This is a genomic window from Pseudomonas sp. SDO5591_S426 (genome assembly GCF_054070755.1).
The window spans coordinates 21,163-29,079 of record NZ_JBSVXD010000062.1 but is presented as its reverse complement, the minus strand read 5'-3'; the positions used below and the strand labels follow the sequence as shown (position 1 = coordinate 29,079).

Annotated in this window: 11 protein-coding genes and 1 other RNA gene; 5 read left to right on the top strand and 7 right to left on the bottom strand. The window is 60.6% G+C overall.

The window, feature by feature from the left end:
• Window positions 1–54: 54 nt before the first annotated feature.
• Genes ACW9JC_RS14650 through ACW9JC_RS14630 form a run of 5 tightly spaced genes read right to left on the bottom strand, consistent with a single transcriptional unit; the run spans window position 55 to window position 4,863 of the window.
• Entirely contained in the window at window positions 55–1,272 is a 1,218-nt protein-coding gene (locus ACW9JC_RS14650; RefSeq protein ID WP_457455612.1) for a 2-octaprenyl-3-methyl-6-methoxy-1,4-benzoquinol hydroxylase, read from the bottom strand.
• Between the two features lie 9 nt (window positions 1,273–1,281).
• Window positions 1,282–1,767 (bottom strand): DUF4442 domain-containing protein, encoded by a 486-nt coding sequence (locus ACW9JC_RS14645; protein ID WP_457455610.1) that lies wholly within the window; start codon window positions 1,765–1,767, stop codon window positions 1,282–1,284.
• Complete coding sequence (ubiH, locus tag ACW9JC_RS14640; RefSeq protein ID WP_448109727.1) at window positions 1,760–2,947, bottom strand: 2-octaprenyl-6-methoxyphenyl hydroxylase; 1,188 nt, start codon at window positions 2,945–2,947, stop codon at window positions 1,760–1,762. Before ubiH ends, ACW9JC_RS14645 begins: the two co-directional genes overlap by 8 nt.
• Window positions 2,944–4,278, bottom strand: coding sequence for a Xaa-Pro aminopeptidase (gene pepP, locus ACW9JC_RS14635; RefSeq protein WP_457455608.1), 1,335 nt, complete (start codon window positions 4,276–4,278; stop codon window positions 2,944–2,946). The genes ubiH and pepP overlap by 4 nt, the downstream gene beginning before the upstream one ends.
• A 27-nt stretch (window positions 4,279–4,305) precedes the next feature.
• On the bottom strand, window positions 4,306–4,863 hold the full coding sequence (locus tag ACW9JC_RS14630; RefSeq protein WP_457455606.1) for a YecA/YgfB family protein: 558 nt from the start codon (window positions 4,861–4,863) through the stop codon (window positions 4,306–4,308).
• Between the two features lie 193 nt (window positions 4,864–5,056).
• Between ACW9JC_RS14630 and ACW9JC_RS14625 the strand changes: the two genes are divergently transcribed.
• The 4 genes from ACW9JC_RS14625 (at window position 5,057) to ACW9JC_RS14610 (ending at window position 6,482) form a co-directional block, all read left to right on the top strand.
• Complete coding sequence (locus tag ACW9JC_RS14625) at window positions 5,057–5,266, top strand: TIGR02449 family protein (protein ID WP_007982902.1); 210 nt, start codon at window positions 5,057–5,059, stop codon at window positions 5,264–5,266.
• Window positions 5,263–5,580, top strand: coding sequence for a cell division protein ZapA (locus tag ACW9JC_RS14620; RefSeq protein WP_008055229.1), 318 nt, complete (start codon window positions 5,263–5,265; stop codon window positions 5,578–5,580). Before ACW9JC_RS14625 ends, ACW9JC_RS14620 begins: the two co-directional genes overlap by 4 nt.
• Before the next feature lie 30 nt (window positions 5,581–5,610).
• Window positions 5,611–5,789, top strand: a non-coding RNA gene (gene ssrS / locus ACW9JC_RS14615) — 6S RNA.
• A gap of 87 nt (window positions 5,790–5,876) precedes the next feature.
• A complete protein-coding gene (locus ACW9JC_RS14610) occupies window positions 5,877–6,482 on the top strand; it encodes a 5-formyltetrahydrofolate cyclo-ligase (RefSeq protein WP_032831317.1) in 606 nt (201 codons plus the stop codon).
• A 34-nt stretch (window positions 6,483–6,516) separates the two neighbouring features.
• Here ACW9JC_RS14610 and ACW9JC_RS14605 read toward each other — a convergent pair whose 3' ends face one another.
• Window positions 6,517–6,672, bottom strand: a complete 156-nt coding sequence (locus ACW9JC_RS14605; RefSeq protein ID WP_457455603.1) for a hypothetical protein — start codon at window positions 6,670–6,672, stop codon at window positions 6,517–6,519.
• Window positions 6,673–6,869: 197 nt separating this feature from the next.
• On the opposite strand from ACW9JC_RS14605, the gene ACW9JC_RS14600 reads away from it, so the two are divergent.
• A complete protein-coding gene (locus tag ACW9JC_RS14600) occupies window positions 6,870–7,319 on the top strand; it encodes an EVE domain-containing protein (RefSeq protein ID WP_457455601.1) in 450 nt (149 codons plus the stop codon).
• A gap of 73 nt (window positions 7,320–7,392) precedes the next feature.
• Here the strand turns inward: ACW9JC_RS14600 and ACW9JC_RS14595 are convergent, their stop codons facing one another.
• On the bottom strand, window positions 7,393–7,800 hold the full coding sequence (locus ACW9JC_RS14595; RefSeq protein WP_457455599.1) for a flagellar basal body-associated protein FliL: 408 nt from the start codon (window positions 7,798–7,800) through the stop codon (window positions 7,393–7,395).
• Window positions 7,801–7,917 lie beyond the last annotated feature (117 nt).

Genomic DNA, 7,917 nt, shown 5'->3' with positions numbered 1-7,917 from the left:
TTTGAAGATCAAGATCAAAAGATCGCAGCCTGCGGCAGCTCCTACAGGGGAATCTCAGGCCTTGGCCAGTGCCGGCAAATCCCCGATCAACCCCAACGCCTCGCGCACGAACAACGCCTTGGCCTCGGGCATCTGGTCGACGATTTTCAACCCGGCATTGCGCAACCAGCGCACCGGCAGAGGATCAGCCTGGAACAACCGCTCAAAACCTTCCATCGCGGCCATTAGCGCCAGGTTGTGCGGCATGCGGCGACGCTCGTAACGGCTAAGCACCTTCACATCCGCCAGCCGCTCGCCACGTGCAGCGGCTTGCAGCAACACTTCGGCGAGCACGGCGGCATCAAGGAAACCGAGGTTCACGCCCTGCCCGGCCAACGGGTGAATGGTGTGCGCCGCGTCGCCGATCAACGCGAGGCCTTCGGCCACGTAACGTTTGGCATGGCGCTGGCGCAGCGGCACGCACAGACGCGGGTCGGCGCTGAGCACGCTGCCGAGCCGACCTTCGAAGGCGCGTTCCAGTTCACGGCAGAAGGCCTCGTCATCCAGCGCCATCAGGCGTTCGGCTTCGCTTGGCGTGGTCGACCAGACGATCGAACACCAGTCCTGCTGACCATCACGCTCCAGAGGCAAAAACGCCAACGGGCCGGTGTCGGTAAAGCGCTGCCAGGCTGTCGATTGATGATTTTTTGAGCTGCGCACACTGGTGACGATCGCGTGGTGCAGGTAATCCCATTCGCGCGTCGCGACACCGGTCAGGCGTCGCACCGCCGAGTTGGCGCCATCCGCCGCGATCACCAACGGCGCACGCAGGGTGCGACCATCGGCGAGGGTCAGCAGCCAGTCGTCGCCGGAGCGACGCATCTGCTCCAGCCGCGCGTTGGCCAGCATCCCCAGGTCACAGTCGTGCAAACGGTCAAGCAACGCGTCCTGAACCACGCGGTTCTCGACGATATGGCCCAGCACCTCGGCATGCACGCTGACTGCCGAAAAGTGGATCTGCCCGGTGCCGCTGCCATCCCAGACCTGCATCTCGCCGTAAGGGCTGCTGCGTCGGTTGGCGATGCCGTCCCAGACGCCGAGGCGTTCGAGAATTCGCTGACTGGCGATAGACAGCGCGCTCACCCGCGGTTCGAACGGGGCTTGGGCATCAAACGGTTTGACGCTCATCGGGCTGCCGTCCAGCAGCAGGACTTCCAGCCCACTGTCCTGCAACGCCAGCGCCAAGGCACTGCCGACCATTCCGGCTCCGACAATCAGCAGATCTGCGCGCATTTCCATGCTTTAAGCCTGTCTCGCTTGCGGCTTGAGCCGCACGTAAAGGGTTTTTCCGACACGCGCCACGAGGTTGCCGGCACCGTCATGAATATCGACCTGCAATTGCGGCAGGTATTTTTCGCCGTTGGCCGTCTGCTGACGGATCTCGTCGAGCAAGGTGTCGTCGATGTTGAAACGGGCAAACACCGGGCCTTTGCCCGGCGCGATGAAATCGATGTCGGCGGCCTTGTCCCAGACGATGTAGTTGCGCCCCAGGTTCTCCATGAGCATCAGCATGAAGAACGGGTCGACCATTGAATACAGACTGCCACCAAACTGGGTGCCGACGTAGTTGCGGTTGTACCAGCCCAGGCCCATGGACACCTGTATGTCCCGGAAATCGTCACTGATGTGCCGTACCCGAACCCCGGCGCCGAGGTACGGCGGGTAGAGGCTCATGAACGTGCGCATCAAACGCGCTTTACCGAATTTGCGAATCAGCCACTTAAGCATCCGGGCGAGTACCCAAACCCATCGCCTGCCGGGCGAACCAGCGTTTGGCCGGTGGCAACAGATCGAGGCCAAGCAGGCCGAGATTGCGGCCCAGCGAAACCAATGGCTGCGTGCTGCCGAACAGACGCGTGACCTGATCGGAGAAGCCGACGGTGAGGTTCTGATCCAGACGCTGGCGCTCGCGATAGGCCTGCAAGGTCGCGAAATCGCCCAATGGCTGCTCGCTGGCGAGCAACGCATCGGCCAGCGCCTGGGTATCGCGCAGCGACAGGTTGAAGCCTTGGCCGGCAATCGGATGCAGGCTGTGGGCAGCATTGCCAAGTATCGCCAAATGCGATCGCACCTGCTCTTCTGCTTCCACCAGCGACAGCGGGTACAGATGCCGCGCGCCAACCTGCTTCAGCGTGCCGAGGCGATACCCGAAAACGCCCTGCAATTCGTTGAGAAAACTGCGCTCATCAAGGGCAGCCAAGCGTTGCGCGTCCATCCCCAGACGAGTCCAGACCAGCGCGCAGCGATTGTCCGGTAACGGCAGCAACGCCATCGGGCCATCGTCGGTGAAGCGCTCGAACGCCATGCCGTTGTGGGCTTCGCTCGGGGTGATGTTGGCGATCAGGGCGCTCTGGTTGTACGGGCGTTTTCTGATGCCGATCCCCAGTTGCTCGCGCAAACCGGATCGGCCGCCATCCGCCAGGACCGCGAGGTCGCATTCCAGCGTGGTTTCGTCATTGAGGGTCAGGCGATAGCCGTCGGTGAGCGGCTCCATGCGCGTGACTTCCGCCGGGCAACGCCAACTGATCACGTCCTTGTCCAGGCCTTGCCACAGGCATTGGCCGAGCCAGGCGTTTTCCACCACGTAGCCCAGCGCCGGAACGCCCTCTTCCATCGCCGACAGTCGCGCCGTGGAAAAACGGCCACGGTCGGAGACGTGAATCTGCTTGATCGGCTCGGCGCGACGGGAGATCTCCTGCCAGACGCCCAGGCGCTGATAAATCTGCCGGGCACCAAACGATAATGCCGTGGAACGCGCGTCGTAGCTCGGTTGGTAGGTGTCGCCGGGAGCAAAGGGCTCGATCAGCACGATCTTCCAGCCACGGGACTTTGCCCCGGCCTGCAACGCCAGCGCCAGACTGGCACCGACCAGACCGCCTCCGATAATCGCCAGATTGACTCGACTCATGCCGCTTGTGTCCGTGCTTGCGCCATCAAGGCCTCGATTTCGGCGACCGTTTTCGGTACGCCCTTGGTGAGGATTTCACAGCCGGTCTTGGTAACCACCACGTCGTCCTCGATGCGCACGCCAATGCCGCGCCATTTCTTCGCCACGTTGCGGTTGTCCGGGGCAATGTAGATCCCCGGCTCCACGGTCAACGCCATGCCGACTTCCAGCACGCGCCATTCACCGCCGACCTTGTATTCACCGACGTCATGCACGTCCATGCCGAGCCAGTGCCCGGCGCGGTGCATGTAAAACGCCTTGTAGGCTTCGCTGGCGATCAATTCATCGACGTCGCCTTGCAACAAACCCAATTCGACCAAGCCTTTGGTAATCACCCGAACCGTGGCTTCGTGGGCCTGATTCCAGTGTTTATCCGGTGCGATCTCGGCGAACGCAGCTTCCTGCGCCGCCAGCACCAGTTCGTAGATTGCCTTCTGCTCCGCCGAATACCTGCCGTTGACCGGCCAGGTGCGAGTGATGTCGCTGGCGTAGCAGTCGATCTCGCAACCGGCGTCGATCAGCACCAGATCGCCGTCCTTGAGCACCGCGTCATTCTGCTGGTAATGCAGGATGCAGCTGTTACGCCCCGCCGCGACGATCGAACCGTAGGCCGGCATTTTCGCCCCGCCCTTGCGGAATTCGTAGTCGAGTTCGGCTTCCAGGCTGAACTCATGCAACCCGGCGCGGCTGGCCTGCATGGCGCGTACGTGCGCCTGAGCGGAAATCCGCGCGGCTTCGCGCATCACCTTCACTTCTGCCGCCGATTTATACAGGCGCATGTCGTGAAGCAAATGATCCAGGGCAACGAATTCATTCGGTGGCTGAGCGCCGAGGTTGGCCTTGGAGCGGATCACGTTGATCCACTCCATCAAGTGGCGGTCGAATTCCGGGTTGCTGCCCATGGCCGAATACACCCGGTCGCGACCTTCGATCAGGCCCGGCAGGATGTCGTCGATGTCGGTGATCGGGAAGGCATCGTCGGCACCGAAGTCGCGGATCGCGCCTTCCTGCCCGGCGCGCAGGCCGTCCCACAACTCACGTTCGGCATTGCGCTCACGGCAGAACAGAATGTATTCGCCATGCAGACGCCCCGGCATCAGTACCAGAACGGCCTGAGGCTCGGGGAAACCGCTGAGGTATTGAAAGTCACTGTCCTGACGGTAGACGTGCTCGACATCGCGGTTGCGGATGGCCACTGCGGCGGCGGGCAGGATCGCGATGCTGTTGAGTTCCATCTGCGCCATCAACGCCTTGCGGCGACGGCTGTATTCCGATTTCGGGATATGGGTCATGGGCAGATGGTTTTCCCTTTCTTGCGATTAATGCAAAGACGGTTTGGCAGCGGCCGGTACGTCTTTTTTGGTCTCGGAGAACAGCAGCAGCGGCGCGACGCGCAAGTATTCCATGACTTCCATATAGTCGCTTTCGCCGTCTTCGGATTCTTCCAGGGCGTCTTGCACCTGGGAAATGGCCGCCAGATCCTGAAGCACTTCGGTAGCTTCGGTGCTCAGGGCGCTGCTGTCACGGCAGTTAAGGCCAAATCCGCTGAGGAAGCCCTGGCACCATTGGCCCAGCGCGATGGCACGATCAGCCAGTGGCGCATCGTCGGTTGGCAGCAGCAGAACGACGGTCACGTCGTCGCCGGTCAGCTCGCCTTTGACCATTTCTTGCAGGCCGATCAAGGCGTTGCGAACGTTGTCCTGCGGCTCGCTTTCGAGCAGTTCGGCGGCATCGATCAACCACTCTTCGGCATTGAAACCTGCGCCGGCGCAGCTGCGGCCGAGCAACAGGCCATGCAGTTCGGCAGGCGAGACGTTATGGCCGCTGGAAGTCAGCAGGGTGGCGAAGGCGTTGTACGGGGAATTCTGAATGGTCATGGGCAGCTAGGCGCCAGACGGCGCTATGTCTAGAATGAAGGCCTTGTATCCTACATCGACTACCCCTGTAGGAGCGAGCTTGCTCGCGATGGTCGTCAACGTTAATGCTGGGTACCTGACACCCCGCGGCGTTCTCAGGCTTATCGCGAGCAAGCTTGCTCCTACAGTCCAAACCCATCAGACAGTGAAGACAATGGAAGACACCGACCTGCAAGCGCTGATGGCCAGACTCGAGCTGCTGATTACCCGAGTCGAGCAACTAAAGAGCCAAAACGGACTCTTACTAGCTCAGGAAAAGACCTGGCGCGAGGAACGCGCTCACCTCATTGAAAAAAACGAAATCGCCCGGCGTAAGGTCGAATCGATGATTTCGCGCCTCAAGGCCCTGGAGCAAGACTCATGAGTTCAAGCAATAGCGTCACCGTGCAGATCCTCGACAAAGAGTATTCGATCATCTGCCCCCAGGAAGAACGCAGCAACCTGGTGAGCGCCGCCCGTTACCTGGACGGAAAAATGCGAGAGATCCGCAGCAGCGGCAAAGTCATCGGCGCTGATCGCATTGCCGTGATGGCCGCGCTGAACATCACCCACGACCTGCTGCACAAGGAAGAACGCCCGGATATCCAGGCCAGCGGCTCGACCCGTGAGCAGGTGCGCGACCTGCTCGATCGCGTCGATCTGGTACTCGCTACCGATCCGGACGTCACCAAAGGCTGATTCGCCTCACCGCTTGGGGTATACTCCGATCACTCCCTGGGGTGTTTGCCAGTTGGCGATGTCCCTGAGCCGATTTGCTATACCCTGGAGGTTGCACGTTGGGCTGGTGTGCATGTCCGCTAGACGGAAAGCCTTAAAGCCTACTGCATCTTCCACCTTGAACTTTCGGGTTCAAGGGCTAAGTCGACAGCGACACATTCGGGGAGCCTGATTCCAGTCCGATGCCGGTTTAAATACCGGCATCGGCTTTTTTACGGATACGCCTTTACGTATCCGCACTGCTGAAGCCCGAATCCATGACCGAACCTGCGCTGCTCCCCCGCCCGCAACTTCGACGCATGCTGCGCAAGGCCCGCCGCGCACTGACACCCAGTCAGCAGCGCCAGGCCGCTCGCGGGCTATATAAGCAATTGGCCCAGCAACCGCTGTTCCGCCGTGCAAAACACATCTCTCTTTATCTGCCTACCGACGGTGAAATCGATCCGCGCCTGCTGCTGCGCGCCGCCCAGCGTCGGGGCAAGGCCACCTATCTGCCAGTGCTCAGCGCCTGGCCGCGAACCAAGATGGTGTTCCAGCGCATCCGCCCCGGCGAAAAGCTGAAACCCAACCGTTTCCGTATTCTCGAACCCAGGCACAACCTCGCCCGACAACGCAAAGTCTGGGCGCTGGACCTGGTGCTACTGCCGTTGGTGGGGTTTGACGATGTCGGCGGGCGCCTCGGCATGGGCGGCGGTTTCTATGATCGAAGCCTGGCCTATCTGGCGCGCCGCAATGACTGGCGCAAGCCGACGCTGCTGGGACTGGCCCATGAATGTCAGAAGGTCGAGCGATTGGCTCAGGCGAGCTGGGATGTGCCGCTGCAAGGAACGGTAACGGACAAGGCCTGGTATTACGCAGGCTAGACGCCACTGGACTCAGCGGCATCGAAAGACAGGTTTAGCGTTTGAACGCTGTCGACTGTTGCTGCAACTGAGCCACTTCGACCGGTGCATCGGCCTTGTTGGCCCACAGGCTTTGGGCATAGCCAGTGGTCACGACGCCGAGGCCGAACAAAATGACCAAAATCCATAGTAAATCCGGTTTGCGTTTCATCGACTGCCCCCCAAAGGCATATCAACACGATGACAGCAGCGGTTTCCGTTTTGTAGGCCGTGCAGCAGCGTCAAGCTTTAAAGGCCGGCATTTTGCGGCAACGTGAACCGGCACGCAAATGCTGGCGTCAACCGACTGTCGGTTTGTCATAAAATTGCCGGACAACCTGCCCACTCACTTCGCAAGGAGCAAAAAGCATGGCCTATTGGCTGATGAAATCCGAGCCCGATGAACTCTCGATCAAAGGCCTGGAGAAGCTGGGCAAAGCGCGCTGGGACGGGGTTCGCAACTATCAGGCGCGAAACTTCCTGCGAGCCATGGCGGTCGGGGACGAGTTTTTCTTCTATCACTCCAGCTGCCCGGAGCCGGGGATTGCCGGAATCGGCAAGATTGTCGAAGCCGCGTATCCGGACCCGACGGCGCTGGAGCCTGAGAGTCATTACTTCGACCCGAAGGCAACGACGGACAAAAACGCCTGGAGCGCGATTGATGTCGCCCATGTCGAGACGTTTTCCAGGGTGTTGAAGCTGGATTATTTAAAGCAGCAGACGGCGCTGGCCGAGATGCCGTTGGTGCAGAAGGGCTCGCGGCTGTCGGTGATGCCGGTGACGGCGGAGCAGTGGGCGGCGGTGGTTGCGCTCCTGTAGGAGCACGGCTTGCCGGCGATGGCGATCTTGAGTGCGCTATCGCGAGCAAGCTTTGCTCCTACAGGATCCAGCATTACTGGATAATCAGGTTATTGAACAACAAATCCTCAACCACCGGCTTGCCGGTTTCATCATTCAAGATCTGCTGGGTCTGCTTCAACGCTTCCTGACGCAGCTTCTCCTTGGCCTCGACGTTGTTCATCGTCTCGGTGGTCTGTTGGGCAAACAGCGCCACCAGCTGATTGCGAATCAGCGGTTCGTTGGCCTTGACCGCTTTGGTCGCCTCGTCACCGGTCACCCGCAATGCCACGTCGGCCTTGTAGACTTTGAGCTTCTGCGTACCGTCCAGCCCGTAGTTGCCCACGAACGGCGGGCTCAGGGTGATGTAATTGACCTTGGGTGACGCATCTTCTTTGGCTTCTTCGGCCACCGCTGCCACAGGCAGAGACAGGGCCAGCATCAACATGATCCACGCTTTCACAATTCGCTCCTTATCCGGTTTGCGGCCTAGCATAACGACCCGCCGCGCAAGCACAAGCTTATGGCTGACTATCAGGGCCGGGCATGCTCGTTGACCCGTCGACTCACACACCTACAC

Excerpts from the sequence above, each read along its gene's own strand:
- ACW9JC_RS14600 (WP_457455601.1), top strand. The coding sequence starts at position 6,870 with ATGGCCTATTGGCTGATGAAATCCGAGCCCGATGAACTCTCGATCAAA.
- ACW9JC_RS14625 (WP_007982902.1), top strand. The coding sequence starts at position 5,057 with ATGGAAGACACCGACCTGCAAGCGCTGATGGCCAGACTCGAGCTGCTG.
- pepP (WP_457455608.1), bottom strand. The coding sequence starts at position 4,278 with ATGACCCATATCCCGAAATCGGAATACAGCCGTCGCCGCAAGGCGTTG.
- ubiH (WP_448109727.1), bottom strand. The coding sequence starts at position 2,947 with ATGAGTCGAGTCAATCTGGCGATTATCGGAGGCGGTCTGGTCGGTGCC.
- ACW9JC_RS14605 (WP_457455603.1), bottom strand. The coding sequence starts at position 6,672 with ATGAAACGCAAACCGGATTTACTATGGATTTTGGTCATTTTGTTCGGC.
- ACW9JC_RS14650 (WP_457455612.1), bottom strand. The coding sequence starts at position 1,272 with ATGCGCGCAGATCTGCTGATTGTCGGAGCCGGAATGGTCGGCAGTGCC.
- ACW9JC_RS14620 (WP_008055229.1), top strand. The coding sequence starts at position 5,263 with ATGAGTTCAAGCAATAGCGTCACCGTGCAGATCCTCGACAAAGAGTAT.
- ACW9JC_RS14645 (WP_457455610.1), bottom strand. The coding sequence starts at position 1,767 with ATGCTTAAGTGGCTGATTCGCAAATTCGGTAAAGCGCGTTTGATGCGC.
- ACW9JC_RS14630 (WP_457455606.1), bottom strand. The coding sequence starts at position 4,863 with ATGACCATTCAGAATTCCCCGTACAACGCCTTCGCCACCCTGCTGACT.
- ACW9JC_RS14610 (WP_032831317.1), top strand. The coding sequence starts at position 5,877 with ATGACCGAACCTGCGCTGCTCCCCCGCCCGCAACTTCGACGCATGCTG.